This is a genomic window from Citricoccus parietis (assembly GCF_042433045.1).
Lineage (GTDB): Bacteria > Actinomycetota > Actinomycetes > Actinomycetales > Micrococcaceae > Citricoccus > Citricoccus parietis.
In genome coordinates, this window is the sequence record NZ_JBHLWH010000045.1 from 60820 (window position 1) to 78011 (window position 17192).

The window sequence follows — 17192 nt, forward strand, 5'->3', positions numbered from 1 at the left end:
CGGCGTCAAGAAGCCGAGGGAACCTGCTGGAGGAAGATCCTCAGCTGGCGGGCCGTCTCCGCTGCCAATCGCCGGAGGCACTCCATGATCTCGGCGAGGCGTTCCACGGCGGGCCAGCGAACGGGCGTGGGCGGGCGGCTGGCGAAGTCCTCCTGCAGCTCGGCAGCCAGGGTGGACAGTGCCTCTGCGCCGGCCATGGCGGAGGACGTCTTCAGGCTGAGGACGGCATCCATCCAGTCCTCATGGTCCTGGGCGGTGAGGGCGCGCTGAAGTCGCTCGACGCGCTGGCCCAGCATGGCTTCGTAACGGCGGATGAATCGGCACAGCATGTCGGTATCGCCTAGTTGTTCCCCCAACCGGCCCAGCGCATCAGCATCGAGTACTGGTGCAGTGGTCATAGCGCCATGATGCCCTCCTTTCCGCAGGAGCACGCCGGACTTTTCCCAAAGCTTTGCTCAAGAACCACTCTGGTCACACCGACCAAAGGGAACCTCAAGACAGCAGTCGCGAATCTATGGGAAACCTTGTGGCGAATCGTCGCAAATCCCGAGGACGGATTTGAGGGGCCGGGACTCAAATAGAGCCATCAGGAAGCGAGCTGCCGCCACGACATCCCCGTCTGGCCGGAAGCCCGTTTTCCGAACAGCCGTCTCAGTATCGACGCCGGCGCTGGCATCCCCGCCAGCCCCGGCGAAGATCGTTCTCATACAAGGGGTTTACAAATGAAGAAGATGACCAAGGGTGCCATCGTGACCGGCCTGGGCGTGGCCCTCCTCCTCGGCGGCGGCGGGACGCTGGCCACCTGGAACATGGACCAGTCCGCCAGCGCCGGCACCATCACCACGGGCAACATGAACCTGGCCGCGGAACCGGGCGCGTGGACCTCCAACCTCAAGTCCGGAACCGTCGCCACGGGCGAAACCATCAAGGGCTACCAGATCGTTCCAGAGGAGCAGATGACCTACACGCAGGTCATCAATGTCAGCGCCGAGGGCAATCTGGAGGCCGTGCTGTCCATGAGCACCGGGACCCTGTCATCCGAACTCCTCGACAACCTGACCCTTCAGAAGTTCACCGTGACCAAGCAGGGTGTCGGCGGAGGCACCACCGTCATGGACCGGTACGACCAATCGGTCACCGTCGCTCCCGGGAAGTACACGGTGTCTGCCACGGTCCGGTTTGACGCCAACGGCAAGGACGCCATGAACGCGTCCCTCGACCTCAGCAATATCAAGTACGTCCTGACGCAGAAGAACCCAACGCCGGTCAACTGACCCCGAGGCACCCGCCACCACCGCACGACCCATGAGGAGTAGAGATGCGCATCAAGAGCATGCTGCAGACCACTGCGGTCCTCGGTCTCGCGGTGGTGGTGGGTCTCCTCGGTGTCGGCGGAACGTGGGCACTGTGGAACGTCTCGGCCGCCGCCGGCGCCGGCACTGTGCAGTCGGCCAATCTGGTGGTGGACGTCAACACTTCACCGATGCTGACTGACGGCACCTCCACCACTGTTGCCCTGGAGGGTCCCACCGCTCAGTTGACGCCAGATCAGCCCGTCTACGCCACGCTGAAGCTCACGAACAACAGCACGGCCACCTCGGGGCTCACCCTCCGGTCAACACTGAGGTCGGACCGGGCCACCTCGGACAATGTGGAACTGTCCAAGGCGCTGACCGTCCAGAGCGCCGCCGGAAAGTGTGCCGATGCCACCTTCCAGGCAACATCTTCTGCCGTAGTGGCCCAGGGCGATTCGCGGACCTTCTGCCTACGCCTGAGCCTGTCGGCGAAGACACCGGGGTCTCTGTCAGACAAGTCCGCCACGGTGACCATCCCCGTCCACGTCGAACAGGTGAGGTGAGCTGCACGCCATGTCCACGCACCATGAGAAGCGTCTTGCCCCGGCCGGTCTGCAGTGGATCGGCCAGGCCGTCTCCTTCCTTGCTCCTGGTGGTCTTCTCCCTGGCCGCCATCGTGCTGATCATCATCCCGATGGTCACCGGGTCCCAGACCTACTCGGTCCTCACCGGCTCCATGGCGCCGAGCTACCCGCCGGGGACCTTCCTGGTGGTCAAGCCCACGGACTTCGATTCACTGCAGACCGGAGACGTGGTCACCTACCAGATCGAGTCCGGCCGGCCCGACGTCGTCACCCACCGGATCATCGGCTTCACCCCCGGTCAGGACGGCGAGCCCCAGCTCATCACGCAGGGCGACAACAACGACCTTGCCGACGAAACCCCCGTCATGGAGATCCAGGTCCGCGGCGAGCTCTTCTACGCCGTCCCCTACGTCGGGTTCCTGGCCAACGCCCTGGGGCAGACCGACCGCAGCTGGGTCATCACGGCTCTGGCCGTCGCGTTGATCGGCTTCGGCGTCTTCTCCATGGTCCGCGGCATCCTCAAGGACCGCCGGGAGGCGCGGGACCGCAAGCTGATCGAGGAGACCTCCTCGGAACTCGAAGCGGCTCTCACGAAAGACGATGCGGCTTCCGTAAAAGGCAAGGTCCTGACATGAACCCCGACCACAGCACCGGGGGCGTTTCCCGCCGGACCTGGCGCACCGCCGTCGTGCTGTTCCTGGTGGTGTTCCTGGGCGGACTGGGCCTGACCGGCGCGAGTGCCCTGTGGTCGCAACAGGGTACCGTCCAGGCCACCGTCTCCACCGGCTCCTGGTGCTCCACCCCGGAGGAGAAATGGGAGCTGCCCATGAGGATCTACGCTGCCGATTTCGGTTGGGACGGAAGTGCGTGGGTCCGCACCGCCTGGAAGCCCGAGAACGGCAGGTCGTTCGATCCCTGTGTGACGTTCAAGGCCACCTTGGAGCCGATGAAGTCGGAAGACGGTCGGGTGATCTCCCGGAGGACTGTCGACGCCGGCCAGGATCCCCAGGCTTCGTATTGGGTCGCAACGGGCCAGGACAATACCGCCACCTTCAGGCTCACGGTCACGCCCTACATGAACAACGTGGCAGGGAAGCCGGAATCCGTGAACATCATCGTCAGGGTGTGGGACAGGCACCGGTCGACAAGGCAGGGGTTCTCCACCGACGCTTCGACGGACGACGCCGCACAGGACGAGACGACGCCGCAGGTCGAGGTCGAAGTCATCGACCAGTAGGCGCGCTGCTGTCACCATGGGGCCATCCAGGCCCGCAGCGACGCCCTGAGACGGTCGGTCAGACCAGCCGCCGCCGCATGATCAGCGCGTCCACCCGGCCACTACCGGCTCGAGCCCCAGTACCGCCCGCAGGATCCCCCGGGTAGTAACCCGCCCGCGTGTGGATGTGCTCGAAGCCGTAGCGCGCATACAGCGCCTGCGCCCGCGGGTTGTCCTCGCGCACCTCGAGCAGCAGGTCCCGCGCGCGGCGCCGGCCGGACTCCGCCACCATCCACTGCAGCATCGCGGTGCCCAGGCCCTGCCCCTCGGCCTCGGGCACCACGGCGATCGTCTGCACATCGGCCAGCGGTGGCACGCACATCAGCCCGCAATACCCCAGCACGACGCCGGCGGCCTCCCCCGCGTCCGCCTCACCTTCCGCTTCGGTCCCGGCCTCCATCCGGGCGACAGTATCCGTCGCGGTTCCCGGTCCGGCATCCGGGCCGACGACGACGCGGTAGGCGCGCGTGCCGCCGTCGTGCTCCGGGACGGCGTGGGAGAGCTCCTCCTCGAAGAAGGACAGCGGCCAGGCGTCCAGCGGGAAGAGCCGCTGCTCCAGGTCGTGCACGGCCGGCAGGTCGGCCCACTCCAGGGGCCGCATCGAATATCCGGCGGGCAGCACGGGGTCGGCGGCTTCGGCTTCACTGGGGTCCACGGGCCAAGGCATGCGCACCATTCTATGAACCGCTGTTCAGGCCCGGACCACGGCTCTCACCGCTGACCCGGCATCGGGATTAGGGTGACGACGTGAAGACGAATGAGGCGGGGGTGAGCATGGGCGCCAAGGCAGGCACGGGCAAGGAACCCCGCACGGGCGGCCGCTTCGACTGGGTGTGGGAACGGGTGAAGACTCCGGCCTTCTTCACCGCCACGTCCCAGACCGTCAAAAGCGTGATCGCGGCGTCGTTCGCGTGGTGGTTCTCGGTGACGGTGCTGGGAACCGAGATGCCGTTCCTCGCGCCGTGGACGGCATTGCTGACCGTGCACGCCACCGTTTACCAGTCGATCTCACGCGGCACGCAGTCCGCGGTCTCCTCGGTCATCGGCGTCGGCCTGTCCTTCGTCATCGGCAACTACCTCGGCGTGGACGTGTGGACCTACGCCCTGGCCTTGCTGATCGGTCTGATCGCGGCCCGCCTTCGCTGGATCCGGGATGAGGGGGTGGCCATCGCCACCACGGCGATCTTCCTGCTCAGCAGCGGCTTCGAGGATCAGGAACCCCTGTTGGTGGATCGCATGATCGAGGTCGGCGTGGGCGTCGCCGTCGGCATCGCCGTCAACCTGCTCATCATTCCTCCCCTGCGGGACCAGCAGGCGGCCCGCCACGTCGATTCCGTCAACCGCCGCATGGGAGGAGTCCTGGTCGACATGGCGGACCAGTTGGCGCAGGACTGGGACACGGACAACGCCGACGACTGGATCGGTGAGGCCCGGTCCATGGAGCAGGACACGGCAGCGGCCTGGACTCTGGTGCGGTCCGCCCGGGAGAGCCACCGAGCCAATCCCCGGGTCTACCTCCATCAACAAGGCCTGTCCAAGGATCACCATCCTGCGCCCGCAACGGAGGAAGGGAGCGGCTACGCGGACATCCTGGGCCGCGTGGACGAGGGCATCTCCCACCTGCTCAACCTGGCCCGCACCCTGCGGCAGGCCTCCTATGTTGAGGGCCCGTGGAACGACCGGTTCCGCACTCAGTGGGTGGCCATCGTGCGCGACTGCGGACGCGCCATCGCCGACCCAGATGCCGAGGTGGAGCCCATCGACGACCGGCTGACCGCGCTGGCCAACGACCTCTCCGACGACCACGAGCTCCCGCAGTCCGCGTGGCCGATCTACGGCTCGCTGATCACCAGCCTGCGCCACATCGCCATCATCGTGGACGATGTGGCGTCCTCCCGCGAGGCCCGGGAACCCGACGCCTGACGGACGGCTGCGGCGTCTTGTCTTCCGTCCCCTGCGTGGCATAGGAATCGTCCATGGGAACCCGTATGTTCGTGGCCGTCTACCCGCCCGAGGACGTCCGCGAGGAGCTGGCCGAGTTCCTCTCCGTCCGTCCGGGCCTGACCTGGACCGGCCCGGAACAGATGCACCTGACCCTCACGTTTTTCGGCTCCGTCCCGGACCGTTCGCTCGAGCCGCTCGAGGAGAACCTGGACGACGCCGTTGCGAGCGTCGAGTCCTTCCCCTGCGGCCTGCACGGGGCCGGAGCGTTCCCCCATCCAGACAGCGCCGCGGTGGTGTGGCTGGGCGTCGAGGACGGCGCGGAGGACCTGACCCGGCTGGCGCGTAAGGCCCGCGGGGCGGGCAACCGGGCCGGCGTCGTGCCCGATGGCAAGGCCTTCCATCCGCACCTGACGCTGGCGCGCCCGGGCCGCACGAATGCCACGCGGTGGATCCGCGTGCTCGAGACGTTCAACTCCCGGATCTGGACGGTGGATGAGGTGCACCTGGTCGAGTCGACGCTCCAGGGGCATGGTCACCGGCCGCGGCATCGGACCGTGATGACGGCACCTCTGAACCCCTGACTCAGCGCGCCGTCGTCGGTACCGTGGGTGGTGCCATGCCGTGATGCGGTCGGCAGCTCCATCACCAGTCGGCGGCAGCGGCGCGAGGAGAGGGAACACCATGCTTCAGCACACTGCCCGCAAGACCACCCTGATACGCACGACGGCGGCCCTGCTGGGCCTGGGCGGCATGCTCGCCCTGGGCGCGTGTTCGGACGGCGGCTCTGAACCGTCCGCCCCGGCACCCGGGCTCACCGGCAGCCCCGGGGAGACCGCACCCGACGGCGGCACCCAGTCCATGAGTCCCGGCGCCACCGCGGGCGCCGAGACCTCGGAGGCGACGCCGGCCGGCTTCACCGCCACCCTGCAGGACGCCGACGGCGGCGAACTCGGCACGGCGGAGATCCGGGATGTCGAGGGCGTCATGGAGATCCAGGTGGATGCCGCCGGCATGGACCCCGGGTTCTACGGCCTGCACGTGCACGGGATCGGCGAGTGCGAGCCGGACAGCGCCGCCCCGGACGACCCGGAGGACACGGGCGCCTTCAAGTCCGCCGGCGGCCACCTTGGTTCCCAGGAGGCCGACCACCCGGACCACGCCGGGGACCTGCCGACTCTGCTGGTGCAGGAGTCCGGGGACGCCCACCTGACCTTCCGGACCGACCGGATCAGCCTCGACGACTTCGAGGACGAGGACGGCGCCGCGATGATGGTGCACTCTGCCCCGGACAACTTCGCCAACATCCCCGAGCGCTACGCCCCGGACGGTCCGGACGAGGACACCACCGGTGCCGGCGATGCGGGCGACCGCCTGGCCTGCGGGGTGATCGAGCCGGCGGCCTGATCCCGCATCAAGCTCACACCCCCCCACGTTACGATCACGCTTGCGGTCGAGAATCGCCGATGCACTCGACCGCAGGCGTGATCGTAACTGCCTCTTCGACGTCACCGCATAGTCACGGTCAGTCGACTGAGGCCTGACGCTGGATCGCTCGGCGCAGTCGTTCCAGGAACAGCTGCTCGCCCCGGGCGGTGTAGATGTCATCGGCTGCCTTGACGGATTCCCAGCCGTGGTCGGTGAAGTCGCTGTCACGGTGGATGTCGCTGTTCAGCTGGGTGTTCTCGCCATGATGACGGCCGTCGTACTGGATGGCGATCCGCCAGCCGGGATAGTGGAGGTCCGGACGCCGTTTCAGGGTGGGCGAGAGCCACACCTCCTGGTTGACCACCGGTTCGGGCAGACCGGCCTGCAGGATGAGCATCCGCACGCGGGTCTCCGCTGCCGAGTCCACTCCCGCTCGGATCAGCTCGCGCGCCCGCCGGACGGCGTTGATGCCCTTGGTCCGCCGCCGCCTGGCCATGGCCGCGTCGATGTCCGCCAGGGTGGCCAGCGGGTGAGGTCGGCCCAGGACCTCGATCCCCCGCAGCGGTCCATCCTGCCGCTGCAGCAGGGCATCACCGGCCGCCACGAGCCTCAGCGGATCGTGGATCTGCGTCGCCAGGTCCAACCACGTGCGTTCGGGCGTCGTCAACCGGTGCCCGTCGGCCTCCACCACGTCCGAGGGATGCAGCTTCGCCTTGTGCCCCACGATCCCGGGTCTCCGCCGCGACCCGGCGACCCCTTTGCGACCGGTGATGTGGATCGGCAGGTCCTCTTCCAGGGACGCCGGCATCCAGAGGCCCCAGAGCCGGGCTGCCGTCGAATGGCTGAGGTAGTGATCCCCCGGCAGGGAGGACACTGCCTGCACCATCTGCGGCCAGGGCCTCTCCCCCACGTCCCAGAACCGGATCCCCGGCGTCGCCGTCACCAGGGCCGGGTGCCTCAACTGATAGTCCGTCATCCCGGCCGCACGGGCCTCTGCCGCGGTGAACACCACCTTGTCGAGGCCCGCTGGATACGCGCGGTCCTCGGGCCCCTCACACCCGTCGGTCTCCAGTGTCACGTCCATGGACATCAGCATGAACGTGCGCGACGAACGCCGCAGGAGTTATCCACAGGCCGGTTACGATCACGATGGCGGGTGGGTGCATCGGCGATTCTCGACCGCAAGCGTGATCATAACCAGGGTGGGGTGGCCGGTCAGAGCAGCGCGATGACCTCGTCCAGCATCTGCTCCGTCAAGCGCCCGGTGAAGGTGTTCTGCTGGGAGACGTGGTAGCAGCCGACCACGCGCACCTCCCTCGGACGGCCGGCGCTGACAGCGCCGGGGCCGTCGCTGACACCGTTCCCCGGCACCGTGAACACCGTCTGCGCCCCGTGGCCGAACTTCGCCCGGGGCCGCGGCACGCTCCAGCCCACGCGCAGCGCCGCGGCGTGCAGTGACTGCCAGCCGATACCGCCCAGCACCAGGATCGACTCGACTGAGTCCGCCAGCTGCAGTTCGCGGTCCAGCCAGGGCCCGCAGGCGGCTCGCTCGGCCGGCGTCGGCTTGTTGTCCGGCGGGGCGCAGTGCACCGGGGCCACCATGCGGACGCCCCTGAGCCGCTGCCCGTCCCCGGCTGACACCGACGTCGGCCGCGCGGCATAGCCGGCCCGGTACAGGGCGGCGTGGATCCAGTCCCCCGAGCGGTCGCCGGTGAACATCCGGCCGGTGCGGTTCCCGCCGTGCGCAGCCGGGGCGAGCCCCACCACGAGGACGCGCGGTTGCTCGTCCCCCAGGGACGGCACGGGCCGGCCCCAATAGGGCTCACCGAGGAACGCCTTCCGCTTGCCCACCGCCACCGACTCCCGCCAGTCCACCAGCCGCGGACAGGCGCGGCACACCGAGACCCGTGCGTCGACGTCGGCCAGGGACTGTGCCGTGCCCGCCAGCCTCCGGACCTGTGCGGCCGAGGTGGCGGCCGGCGTCGTAGGCCCCGCGGGGTCCTCCGGCCAGCCGGTGCCGGGCGGCACGGGCGAGGCGAACGGCTGGCCCGTCAGCGGGTGCGGCAGCAGATGGGGCAGCGGTGGGGGCAGGCCACCACCGAGGGGAAGGCCGGGAGGGGTGCCGCCGCCCGGGACCCCGGTCAGGACTGCTGTTCCCGGAGCCGGTCGATGTGCTCGGAGGCCTCGGCCTTGGTCAGGTTCGCGGGCAGTTCCTCGCCGGCCTGCTTGGCGAGGGTGTCCAGGTAGGAGCGCTGCGCTTCGGTCATCGGGTCGTCACCGCTGACCCAGTCGGCCGGGTCCTTCTCCAGTGCGGGGTCCTCGGCATCACCGGTGGCACCGATGGTCTCGGTCTCCGCGCCGGTGGCCGATTCCGCGGCGTTTCCCTGTCCGAGGACCTCTGCTTCTTCCTCCGGATCGGGGAACTGTGCGGGTGTCGTCGTCATCAGTGGCTCCTTCGGGACGTGGTGTCGTCGGTTTGGTGCACATGCTAACGGTAGGTCAACGCTGCAGTCGCTGCCCTGCGGACTTACAGTGGGCAGTGCACCACACGTCCAACTGCTGAACCAGGAGCGTCCGCATGAGCACACAGGAGCAATCTGCGCCACGTCGGCCCGAGGCCCCCGGCGCCGGTCCGTGGTCAGATCCGATGGGCCGGATCGGGGCGCGTGCGGGTCAGACGCTGCTGATCGCCGCCGTGGCCGTCGGCATCATCTGGGTGCTGCTGCGCGTGAGCGTCGTGGTCCTGGCCGCGCTGGTGGCCCTGATCCTGGCCTCCGCGGTCGCTCCTCTGGTGCGGTGGCTGGTCGGCAAGGGCTGGTCCCACCTTCTGGCCACCCTGACGGCCTTCCTGGGCATCGTGGTGGTGGTCGGAGGGGTGGTTACCGGGGTTGTCCTGGCGGTCATCAACGAGTGGGATTCCCTGGTCTCCTCGGCCCTGCAAGGTTGGCAGGCACTGCAGGACTGGGTCACGTCCGGACCCCTGCCGGTGGACGCCTCCGTCGTCGACGACGCCACGCAGCAGGTCACCGATTTCTTCGCCAGTGGTGACTTCGCCAGCGGCCTGGCCAGCGGCACCCTGACCGGGATCTCCGCGGCCACCACGTTCCTCACCGGCCTGGTACTGATGATCGTCGTGCTGTTCTTCCTGCTCAAGGACGGCTGGAAGTTCACCAACTTCTCCCTCCGCTGGTTCCAGGGCGGCACCCGGGCCAAGCTGGCGGAGTCCATCGACCGCTCATCCGAGGTGCTCGGCGGCTACGTGCGCGGCACCGCCACCGTGGCCCTCGTGGACGCCGTGCTGATCGGCGTCGCCCTGGCGATCCTCGGTGTGCCGCTGGCCCTGCCGTTGGCCGTGATCATCTTCATCGGCGCGTTCATCCCCATCGTCGGGGCCACCGCCACCGGCATCATGGCCGCGCTCGTTGCCCTGGTCACCAACGGACTGACCACGGCACTGATCGTGACGGCCGTTGTCATCCTGGTCAACCAGATCGAGGGCAACTTCCTCCAGCCGGTGGTCATGGGCCGGACGCTGAGCCTGCACGCCATGATCGTGTTGCTGGCCCTGACCATCGGCACGATCGTCGGCGGGATCTTCGGCGCCATCCTGGCCGTGCCCTACACCGCCGTGGCGTGGACCCTGATCCAGGTCTGGACGGACCGGTACCAGGCCGGCGACGATCCCGTCCTCGGCCCGGACCCCCTGGACGCCAAGGACCGCGCTGCCGCCAAGGCCAGCACGGCCCAACGCTTGCGCTACCTGCGCATCAGCCGCCAGCGCCCAGCCGGCGAGAACCTCGGCGCCGTCGATCAAGAGCAGGAAACCGGCCCGGCAGACGACCCTTCGGGGTCGGCGCCGCAGGGAACCTCTGAACCCATGGAACATCACGGGTCCACGAAGTCCCCCCGGCCCGCCTCGTCAACAGAAGACTAAGACGACTACCGCTCCCCGGTGCCCGCACGCTTGCGCGGGCCCGGCACCTTGGCGTCGGACTCTCGCAGATACAACGGAGTGACCGGCAGGATCCCCCGGCCGCGGCGCAGGGCGAGCTCGCCGACCAGGCCGAGCGAGCCGGCGTCGGGCACGGCGGTGGAGAACTCGACGACCGCGGCGAGGGCATCCGGGTACAGCCCGGCCCCGGCGCCGTAGGCCGGCAGCGGGGTGACCTCGGCGGGGGCCGTGACGAAGGGCCCGTGGAGGCGCTGGAACTGCCCGCCCACGGACGCATAGTGGGCCCAGTAGACCTCACGGCGGCGAGCGTCGGTGGCCACCACGAACTCCTCGACGCCCGCTCGGAAAGCTTCCACCGCCGCAGGCAGCGCGATCGCGTCCAGGCTCATCACCCCGTGCACCTGCAGCCCCCACACGAACGCAAGCGAACGCGCCGTCACCAGCCCGGCGCGCAGCCCGGTGAACGGCCCGGGCCCGACGCCGGCCACCACCGCCCGCAGATCACCCGGCTCCACGTTCGCCTCCTCGAGAACCCGGCGGACCGCGGGCGTGAGCACCTCGGCATGCGTGTTGGTCTCGGTGGAGGCGTAGCGGGCGAGGACCTCGCCGCCCTGCACCACGGCCACACTGGCGGTGGCGGAGGCGTCGATGGCGAGGAGGGGGCGGGAGGAGTCGTCGGGCATGGGGTCCAGTCTACGAAGGGGACAGAGCCAGTAACCTACGGGGACCGCCCCCGATGGCCGAACACCACGAAAGGACTCCATGCGACTATTCGACCCCCGCGACCGCGAGACCACCGGTCAGACGGCCCGCGTCTACGCCATCTTCGAAGTTCTGCACACCGCCGTGGACTTCCTCGCCGCCGGTTTGTTCATCGTCGGCAGTGTCCTGTTCTTCAGCGAGGCGACCAAGATGGCGGGTACATGGTGCTTCCTGCTCGGATCCATCTGCTTCGCCCTGAAGCCGACCATCCGCCTCACGCGCGAACTGCGGCTGGCCTCCCTGCGTCGAGTCGACCGACTGGCCGAGAAGGCGCCCGAGGCTCCGAGGGACCTCTTCTCCGGCCCTCAGCACTAACGGTGATCCACCTCCACACCCGGCTCAGCACCCCGCCATCACCCCGTCAACCGCCGGATCCCGTCCAGGATCGCGGCGTGCACCCGGCGGTCTCCGAGGGGCAGGAAGTGTCCGCGCGTGCCCAGTTCCACATTGTCCGCCCCTTCCAGACAGCTGCCCCCGGGGATGTGCGGGTCGAAGCGGCCGTAGATGGAGACGATGTCCCGGTCCACGTGGCGGCTCGCACTCAGCTCGGCCAGCTCCGGGGAGTTCGGCAGGAACACCCGCAGGGCAGGCAAGGGCAGCAGCCGGGCCAGCGGGGAACCGGCGAACGGCGTGTTGACCGCCACCAGCCCGTGAATCGCCCCGCCCTCGTTGTGGTGCGCCAGCAGCAGCTTGCCGACCAGTCCGCCCTTGCTGTGGGCCACCAGCACGCAGCGGCCTACCCGCTCCTGGCGGAGATACCGGTCCACCAGCTCGGCCATCTCCTCGATGGTTCCCCCGTTGTACCGCAGGTCCGTCACGGCGTGCACGTCATAGCCGTGGTCCCGCAGGGCGTCGGCCACCGGCAGCATGAACGTCCAGCTCTCGTAGATGCCGGGGATGAGCACCACCGCCGGCTTCTCGGTTTCGGACCGGCGATAGGCCTGGGCGTCGTATCGGTGCACCACTCCGGCGGCCTGCCAACGGATCGCATAGGCGTAGTCACGGATCCAGGCGGCGAGGTTCACGCCGATCTCAGCGACGTTCATCGGCCCACAGACTCCAGGAAGGGGGCGCAGGCTGCGGCGAGCTCCTCCGGCCGGTTGTACTGCACGGCGTGAGGAGCGCCGGGGATCTCGACCAGGCCGGCGTCGGGAGCCAGGCGCACCAGGTCCACGGCCCAGCCATGGGGCGCGATGGGATCACGGGTTCCCCGGACCACGAGCCCCGGCACGTGGCAGCGGATGATCGCCTCCTCGATCCGGTCGGCGAGCATGTGCCGCGCGGTGCGCAGGTACCGCAGCGGGCCCATCCGCAGGTAGTTGCGGAAGACCACGGCGTTGTTCGCCGCCGGCTCGCCGACGGTGTCCCGCAGCAGCCGCCAGGCCAGGGCCGGCCGGCTGTGCGCCGCCGGATCCACCGTGGGGCCGATCAGCACGTACCCGGCACACAGCCCCGGGTTCCGCACGATGGTGTCCACCACGATCTGACAACCCATGGAGTGACCCATGACGACGGCCGCGTCCAGTCCCAGCGTCCGGATCACCTGGGCGAGAACCTCACCTAATTCCGGAACGGTCAGCGCCCGCGGCGGAGTGGGCGTGGTGCCGTAACCGGGCAGGTCCAGTGCGTAGACGTCGTGGTCGGTGGCCAGCGCGTGAGCGAAGGGCAGGAAGTACTCCCCGGACATCCCGATGCCGTGCACCAGCACCACGGGCGGGCTCCCCGTCTCCGCCTTCTTCCCGTTTTCGCCGTGCTCCCCCTGTGGCGGCGCGAAATTGCCGCGCACGTCCACCGTGTGCCCGCCAGCCTGCAACCGCCGCGACTCCAGCCCGTGGCCGCGCCGGGGCGTTCGATCCCTATCGGCCGGAATCTCGCTGGGCCTTCGAATCGATGATGTCCGGGTCGGTGTTCGGATCGGCAGCCGACGCCGGCTGGTTCGGCCCGGTGGACTCGGCACCGGTGTTGCCGGCTTTGACCCGGTTCTCGGCGTCCGTCAGGTCCTCGGCCTCCGGGTCATCACCGGCACTAGGCTGCGGCTCGTAGTCGTCCTCGCTGTCGTCGTCGGGGTCGAGATCGACCTCGCCGCTGCCGTCGGATCCCAGGGCGGCGTTCTCGTCGTCCGGGTTCACCTCGGGCTGCCCTTGTTCGTCGCGTGGAGTGCTCATGCGCTCGTCCTTCCTCGATGTCTCGATGGCCCCTCACCCGCGCCTCGAGTGTGCCTCAGGTGCTCCACGAGCACGCCTCGACGGCTGCCTGCGCGTGGTCCTGCATGCCAAGACCATGCCAGATCCGGCCGTCGGCATGCTAGCAACCGGAGCCATGGCACCGGTTCCGCAGTCCCCCGGCCATCCCGTCTTCACGGCTGCTCCCGGCCGCACCTACGCTGGCCGGGACAGCGATTGACCACAACGGACGCCCGAGCCTGTCACGCCCTCCACAGACAGGCGGCGCCCGGGAGAGGTGCACATCATGGCCCAGCCCACCCCCGACGCCCCGGGGCAACCCGAACAGCCTCCACTCTCAACGGAAGCCCACATCCCGGCCGCGCACGTGACACTCGAGGGCCACTTCGTCCTGCCGCAGGTCAACGCTCCCGTGGTGGTCTTCGCCCATGGCAGCGGCAGCGGTCGGAACAGCGAGCGCAACCAGTACGTGGCGTCCGTCCTGCAGGATGCCGGCCTCGGCACCCTCCTGCTGGACCTGCTCACCCCGGAGGAGGAAACCGACCGGGGAAACGCCTTCGACATCCCCAAACTCGCCCAACGGATCACCGCAGCCGAGGCATGGGTGCACCGGCAACCGCAGAGCATGTCCTCACCGGTCGGGTTCTTCGGAGCGAGCACCGGGGCCGGTGCCGCGCTCTGGGCTGCTGCTGAGCCCGGCGCCCGTGTCGGTGCCGTGGTCTCTCGAGGCGGCCGGCCGGACCTGGCCGAAGGGCGATGGGGCACGGTGGAGGCTCCCACCCTGCTGATCGTCGGCAGCGAGGATCAGCAGGTGCTCGAGTTCAACCGCCAGGCCCAGTCCGAGCTGCAATGCGAGAACGCCCTGGAGATCATCGACGGCGCCACACACCTCTTCGAGGAGCCCGGCACCCTGGAGCAGGTCGCCCGTCTGGCGTCCGAGTGGTTCGCCCGGCACCTTCCCTCGGCGCCGGCCATCGACCCACAGGACGCCGAGCAGACTGCCGCGGACCCGCAGGGCGGGCCCTGACCTCGGCAGACATCCGCTGGAACGCCAGCGGCTGCCTCACCCGATAGAGCGTGCCTACCGCGCCTACCGTGTCTGCCGCGCCTACCCAGTCTGCTGCGCTTCCCACGCCTGCCGCGCACTCCAGGCCGAGGCCACCATGTCCTGAACGGAATGCCGCATGGTCCAGCCCAGGTCCCGCGCGGCCAGTGTCCCGTCGGCCACGATCCGCGCCGGGTCACCCGGCCGGCGGTCCTGCACCTCCGGTTCGAAGTCAATCCCGGTCACCGAGGCCATCGCGTCCATGATCTCCCGGACGGAGGTGCCCGCCCCGGATCCCAGGTTGTAGACAGGCTCCACGGACTCCCCCGCCTCCAGGCGCCGCGCCGCCGCCACGTGGGCCTCGGCCAGGTCGGCCACGTGGATGTAGTCGCGCACGCAGGTGCCGTCCGGCGTCGGGTAGTCCGCGCCGTTGATCCGCGGCGTCCTCCCGGCCACCAGCGCGTCGAAGACGAGCGGGAACAGGTTGTGCGGGCTGGTGTCACTGATGCGGTCCGTGCCCGAGCCGACCACGTTGAAGTACCGCAGCGAGGTGTGCCGCAGCCCGGCCGCCCGGGCCTGATCAGCCAGCAGCCACTCCCCGATCAGCTTGGTCTCCCCGTAGGGCGATTCCGGCACGGTCGCACTGGCCTCAGTCACCAGCTCGCTGTCCGGCGTGCCGAACGTCGCCGCAGAGGAGGAGAACACCATGTTCGCCACGCCGGCGCCCTCCATCGCCTCCAGCATGGCCACCATCCCGGTGACGTTGTCCCGGTAGGTGCGCAGCGGCTTCCGCACGGACTCCCCCGCGTACTTGTACCCGGCAATATGCACGACGCCGGCCACCCCGTACTCGGCGAACGCGCCTTCCAGCGCGGCCCGGTCATTCAGGTCTGCCTGGATGAACGGAACGTCCTCCGGCACGAATCCGCGGTGTCCACTGGAGAGGTTGTCCACCACCACCGTGCCGATGCCGACCTCGCGGAACGCCTCCACCACGTGCGCGCCGATATAGCCGGCCCCGCCGGTCACCATCCAAGTCATACCGCCAGTTTACGGAATCCACCTCCCCGCCTCATCTATGTTGCAACTCGTTCGCAATTGCATTTAGAGTGCTGCCCATGACCACATCACTCCCGCCCTACCGCACCTCTGCCCACTCCACGGCGGCTCACGCTGCCACCGTCGCCTCTGGCGCACCACGCACTCCTCATACCCGCCGTGCTCTCTCGGTCGCCGCCTTCGCCGCCGTTGCCCTGACTCTCTCGGCCTGCGCACCGGGCGCCGGAGCCGGCGGCGGCGGCGGATCGTCCTCCGAGGCCACCGGCGGCTCGGCCACCGCTGACTCCACGGACGGCGCAGATCCCGCTGAACCCGTCAATGCCGCGCAGCGGGACTCCCGCGCCGAGGTCCCCACGCTGAGCCCCCGCGTGGTCCTCAGCCACGACGGCGGGCTGGTGACACTGGATGGTGAGACCGGTGAAGTGGTCCACGAGGAGGAGCTGGCCGGCTTCCTGCGCCTGAACAATGCCGGGGACGGCCAGCACGTCATGGTGTCCAATGGAGACCAGTTCGAGGTCTACAACTCGGGCATCGATGCCCAGGGCCACGGCGACCACTTCCACTACTACGAGTCGGATCCGGGACTCAGCGGCATCGAGTTCGCCGCCCCCTACGCCGGCCACGTGGTGGTCCACCACGGCCTGACCACCCTCTTCGGGGACGGTGACGGATCCATCCAGACGTTCACCTCGGAACACCTCAAGGACGGCCAACCGCGTACCGAGGCGACCGCCACGGAGGATCCGCACCACGGCGTCGCCATGCAGCTCCTCGACGGCACCCTGCTGACCACCCAGGGCACCGAGGAGGGGCGGAACACCGTGCAGGTGAAGAGCACCGGGGACAACGGCGAGACCGGTGAAGTTCTGGCCGAGACCACCGACTGCACCGGTGTGCACGGTGAGGCGGCGGCCGCCCCGAACGAGAACGGCGACGTGGTGGTGCTGGGGTGCGAGGACGGCCCGGTCATCTACCGCGACGGTGAGTTCCACAAGGTTGCGGCCGAGACCGAGTACCAGCGCACCGGCAACCTGGCCGGATCCGAGGACTCCTCGGTGATGCTCGGTGACCTGAAGACCGACGCCGAGGCTGAGTTCGAGCGTCCCACGCAGGTCGCGCTGATCGACACCCTGACCGATTCACTGCAGACCGTGGACCTGGGCTCCTCCTACTGGTTCCGCTCCCTGGCCCGCGGGCCGGAGGGCGAGGCCCTGGTGCTGACCTACGACGGCGAGCTCAACGTCATCGACGAGGAGACCGGTGAGATCACCGTCGAGATCCCGGCCATCGAACCGTGGGAGGAGAAGGAGGAGTGGCAGCAGCCCGGCCCCATCCTCAAGGTCGCGGACTCCATGGCCTACGTGACGGACGCCGAGAACCAGCAGCTCGTGGTGATCGACTTGGAGGCTGGCGAAGTCGTCAACGAGTTCGACCTGGAGGTCACCCCGGTCGAGATGGCCGTGGTCACCGGCCATCCGGAGGCCCCGGAGCATGAAGCGAGCGCCAGCGACGCCGGCCACTCCGGCGATGCAGACTCAGCCACCGAAGACGCAGCCACCGAGGAAGAAGGGCACGAGGACCACGCCGGCCACGATCACTGACCACTGACCACTAACCACGCGCTGTGGGGGCAGAGATGGGCACTCATCTCTGCCCCCACAGCGGTG

General features: G+C 69.0%; 22 protein-coding genes. 12 read left to right on the forward strand and 10 right to left on the reverse strand.

Annotated features, from left to right (window positions below; translation table 11 throughout):
• Nucleotides 1-5 precede the first annotated feature (5 nt).
• Nucleotides 6-398, reverse strand: coding sequence for an Hpt domain-containing protein (locus tag ACFFIO_RS15760; RefSeq protein ID WP_378043295.1), 393 nt, complete (start codon nt 396-398; stop codon nt 6-8).
• A 324-nt stretch (nt 399-722) separates the two neighbouring features.
• Here ACFFIO_RS15760 and ACFFIO_RS15765 point away from each other — a divergent pair, with 324 nt between their 5' ends.
• The 4 genes from ACFFIO_RS15765 (at nt 723) to ACFFIO_RS15780 (ending at nt 3116) form a co-directional block, all read left to right on the forward strand.
• Nucleotides 723-1274 (forward strand): alternate-type signal peptide domain-containing protein, encoded by a 552-nt coding sequence (locus ACFFIO_RS15765; protein ID WP_378043297.1) that lies wholly within the window; start codon nt 723-725, stop codon nt 1272-1274.
• Between the two features lie 44 nt (nt 1275-1318).
• On the forward strand, nt 1319-1858 hold the full coding sequence (locus ACFFIO_RS15770) for a hypothetical protein (protein WP_378043299.1): 540 nt from the start codon (nt 1319-1321) through the stop codon (nt 1856-1858).
• Between the two features lie 89 nt (nt 1859-1947).
• Nucleotides 1948-2514 (forward strand): signal peptidase I, encoded by a 567-nt coding sequence (locus ACFFIO_RS15775; RefSeq protein ID WP_378043382.1) that lies wholly within the window; start codon nt 1948-1950, stop codon nt 2512-2514.
• Nucleotides 2511-3116: a hypothetical protein gene (locus tag ACFFIO_RS15780; RefSeq protein ID WP_378043301.1), complete on the forward strand. Its 606-nt coding sequence runs from the start codon at nt 2511-2513 to the stop codon at nt 3114-3116. The genes ACFFIO_RS15775 and ACFFIO_RS15780 overlap by 4 nt, the downstream gene beginning before the upstream one ends.
• Before the next feature lie 58 nt (nt 3117-3174).
• Here ACFFIO_RS15780 and ACFFIO_RS15785 read toward each other — a convergent pair whose 3' ends face one another.
• Complete coding sequence (locus tag ACFFIO_RS15785; protein ID WP_378043303.1) at nt 3175-3822, reverse strand: GNAT family N-acetyltransferase; 648 nt, start codon at nt 3820-3822, stop codon at nt 3175-3177.
• Nucleotides 3823-3902: 80 nt separating this feature from the next.
• On the opposite strand from ACFFIO_RS15785, the gene ACFFIO_RS15790 reads away from it, so the two are divergent.
• The 3 genes from ACFFIO_RS15790 to ACFFIO_RS15800 all read left to right on the forward strand — a co-directional run bounded on the left by ACFFIO_RS15790 (nt 3903) and on the right by ACFFIO_RS15800 (nt 6503).
• Complete coding sequence (locus ACFFIO_RS15790) at nt 3903-5078, forward strand: FUSC family protein (RefSeq protein ID WP_378043305.1); 1176 nt, start codon at nt 3903-3905, stop codon at nt 5076-5078.
• Between the two features lie 53 nt (nt 5079-5131).
• On the forward strand, nt 5132-5680 hold the full coding sequence (gene thpR, locus ACFFIO_RS15795) for an RNA 2',3'-cyclic phosphodiesterase (RefSeq protein ID WP_378043307.1): 549 nt from the start codon (nt 5132-5134) through the stop codon (nt 5678-5680).
• A gap of 100 nt (nt 5681-5780) precedes the next feature.
• Nucleotides 5781-6503 (forward strand): superoxide dismutase family protein, encoded by a 723-nt coding sequence (locus tag ACFFIO_RS15800; protein ID WP_378043309.1) that lies wholly within the window; start codon nt 5781-5783, stop codon nt 6501-6503.
• Between the two features lie 118 nt (nt 6504-6621).
• Here the strand turns inward: ACFFIO_RS15800 and ACFFIO_RS15805 are convergent, their stop codons facing one another.
• The 3 genes from ACFFIO_RS15805 to ACFFIO_RS15815 form a co-directional block, all read right to left on the reverse strand.
• Entirely contained in the window at nt 6622-7608 is a 987-nt protein-coding gene (locus tag ACFFIO_RS15805) for a hypothetical protein (RefSeq protein ID WP_378043310.1), read from the reverse strand.
• 131 nt (nt 7609-7739) lie between these two features.
• Nucleotides 7740-8552, reverse strand: coding sequence for a uracil-DNA glycosylase (locus ACFFIO_RS15810; protein WP_378043312.1), 813 nt, complete (start codon nt 8550-8552; stop codon nt 7740-7742).
• Nucleotides 8553-8665: 113 nt separating this feature from the next.
• Complete coding sequence (locus ACFFIO_RS15815; protein WP_378043314.1) at nt 8666-8968, reverse strand: DUF3072 domain-containing protein; 303 nt, start codon at nt 8966-8968, stop codon at nt 8666-8668.
• Between the two features lie 134 nt (nt 8969-9102).
• Between ACFFIO_RS15815 and ACFFIO_RS15820 the strand changes: the two genes are divergently transcribed.
• A complete protein-coding gene (locus ACFFIO_RS15820; RefSeq protein WP_378043316.1) occupies nt 9103-10458 on the forward strand; it encodes an AI-2E family transporter in 1356 nt (451 codons plus the stop codon).
• Nucleotides 10459-10463: 5 nt separating this feature from the next.
• Here ACFFIO_RS15820 and tsaB read toward each other — a convergent pair whose 3' ends face one another.
• Nucleotides 10464-11159 carry a tRNA (adenosine(37)-N6)-threonylcarbamoyltransferase complex dimerization subunit type 1 TsaB gene (gene tsaB / locus ACFFIO_RS15825; protein WP_378043318.1) on the reverse strand — a complete coding sequence of 232 codons (696 nt, stop codon included), beginning with the start codon at nt 11157-11159 and terminating at the stop codon, nt 10464-10466.
• Between the two features lie 79 nt (nt 11160-11238).
• Between tsaB and ACFFIO_RS15830 the strand changes: the two genes are divergently transcribed.
• Entirely contained in the window at nt 11239-11553 is a 315-nt protein-coding gene (locus ACFFIO_RS15830; protein ID WP_378043320.1) for a YrhK family protein, read from the forward strand.
• A gap of 38 nt (nt 11554-11591) precedes the next feature.
• Here the strand turns inward: ACFFIO_RS15830 and ACFFIO_RS15835 are convergent, their stop codons facing one another.
• The 3 genes from ACFFIO_RS15835 to ACFFIO_RS15845 form a co-directional block, all read right to left on the reverse strand.
• Nucleotides 11592-12284: an esterase/lipase family protein gene (locus tag ACFFIO_RS15835; RefSeq protein ID WP_378043322.1), complete on the reverse strand. Its 693-nt coding sequence runs from the start codon at nt 12282-12284 to the stop codon at nt 11592-11594.
• Nucleotides 12281-13024, reverse strand: coding sequence for an alpha/beta fold hydrolase (locus ACFFIO_RS15840; protein WP_378043324.1), 744 nt, complete (start codon nt 13022-13024; stop codon nt 12281-12283). Before ACFFIO_RS15840 ends, ACFFIO_RS15835 begins: the two co-directional genes overlap by 4 nt.
• Nucleotides 13025-13094: 70 nt before the next feature.
• Nucleotides 13095-13403, reverse strand: coding sequence for a hypothetical protein (locus ACFFIO_RS15845; protein ID WP_378043325.1), 309 nt, complete (start codon nt 13401-13403; stop codon nt 13095-13097).
• Here ACFFIO_RS15845 and ACFFIO_RS15850 point away from each other — a divergent pair.
• Nucleotides 13402-13641 carry a hypothetical protein gene (locus tag ACFFIO_RS15850; RefSeq protein WP_378043327.1) on the forward strand — a complete coding sequence of 80 codons (240 nt, stop codon included), beginning with the start codon at nt 13402-13404 and terminating at the stop codon, nt 13639-13641. The genes ACFFIO_RS15845 and ACFFIO_RS15850 overlap by 2 nt on opposite strands.
• A gap of 66 nt (nt 13642-13707) precedes the next feature.
• On the forward strand, nt 13708-14448 hold the full coding sequence (locus ACFFIO_RS15855; protein ID WP_378043329.1) for a dienelactone hydrolase family protein: 741 nt from the start codon (nt 13708-13710) through the stop codon (nt 14446-14448).
• 81 nt (nt 14449-14529) lie between these two features.
• On the opposite strand, the gene galE is transcribed toward ACFFIO_RS15855, so the two are convergent.
• Nucleotides 14530-15507 carry a UDP-glucose 4-epimerase GalE gene (galE, locus tag ACFFIO_RS15860; protein WP_378043331.1) on the reverse strand — a complete coding sequence of 326 codons (978 nt, stop codon included), beginning with the start codon at nt 15505-15507 and terminating at the stop codon, nt 14530-14532.
• A 77-nt stretch (nt 15508-15584) separates the two neighbouring features.
• On the opposite strand from galE, the gene ACFFIO_RS15865 reads away from it, so the two are divergent.
• On the forward strand, nt 15585-17126 hold the full coding sequence (locus ACFFIO_RS15865; protein WP_378043333.1) for a hypothetical protein: 1542 nt from the start codon (nt 15585-15587) through the stop codon (nt 17124-17126).
• The last annotated feature ends 66 nt before the right edge of the window (nt 17127-17192 follow it).